Source organism: Actinacidiphila epipremni, from assembly GCF_012034175.1.
Taxonomy (GTDB): domain Bacteria; phylum Actinomycetota; class Actinomycetes; order Streptomycetales; family Streptomycetaceae; genus Actinacidiphila; species Actinacidiphila epipremni.
The window spans coordinates 1-800 of sequence record NZ_JAATEJ010000075.1 but is presented as its reverse complement, the minus strand read 5'-3'; the positions used below and the strand labels follow the sequence as shown (position 1 = coordinate 800).

1 protein-coding gene is annotated in these 800 nt (G+C 73.0%); it reads right to left on the bottom strand.

What is annotated here, in order from left to right; all coding sequences use genetic code 11:
• A partial coding sequence (locus HCN08_RS34490) for a glycoside hydrolase family 127 protein (protein ID WP_206319602.1) occupies nucleotides 1–800 on the bottom strand: 800 nt, incomplete at both ends.

Below are 800 nucleotides of genomic sequence, written 5' to 3'. Positions count from 1 at the left end.
GAGGCGATGTAGTGCTCCAGGCCGGCCAGCAGCCGCATGACGTTGGGCGGGCAGCAGGCGCAGCGGAACCAGCGGGTGCGGCGCGCGGACTGGTCGCCGCCGGTGTCGGTGTGCCCGTCGCGCACCTGGAGCGGGTTGACGTACAGCCACCGCTCGCCGTCCAGCGAGACGCCGGCCAGGAAGCCGTTGAAGAGCGTGCGCTCGACCAGGTCGCTGTAGCGGGCCTCGCCGGTGAGCAGCGCCATCCGCCAGCTCCAGTGGATCGAGGCCACGGCCGCGCAGGTCTCGCAGTAGGCGCGCTCGTTCGGCAGCTCGAAGGGGTCGCCGAAGTCCTCCTCGTCGTGGTGGGCGCCCAGGCCGCCGGTGATGTGCGTCTTGCCGGCCACCATCGCCGTCCACAACCGCTCGCAGGACGACAGGAGTTCACCGTCCCCCGTCTCGGCGGCCAGGTCCGCCGCCGCGGCCAGCAGGTAGAGCTGGCGCACCGCGTGGCCCTCGACGTCGGACTGCTCCCGCAAGGGGACCCGGTCCTGGCAGTACGCCTCGCCGCCGAGCACCCCGTGCCCGTGCCGGTCGACGAAGTAGGCGGCCAGGTCCAGGTAGCGCCGCTCGCCGGTCTCGCGGTACAGCTCGACCAGGGCGGTCTCCACCTCGGGGTGGCCGTCGAAGCCGTCGATGGGCTTGCCCGGGCCGAAGGTGGCGTCGATCTGGTCGGCGAACCGCACCGCCACGTCCAGGAGTTCCTTGCCGCCGGTGGACCGGTGGTGGGCCACGGCGGCCTGGATGAGGTGGCCGGCGCA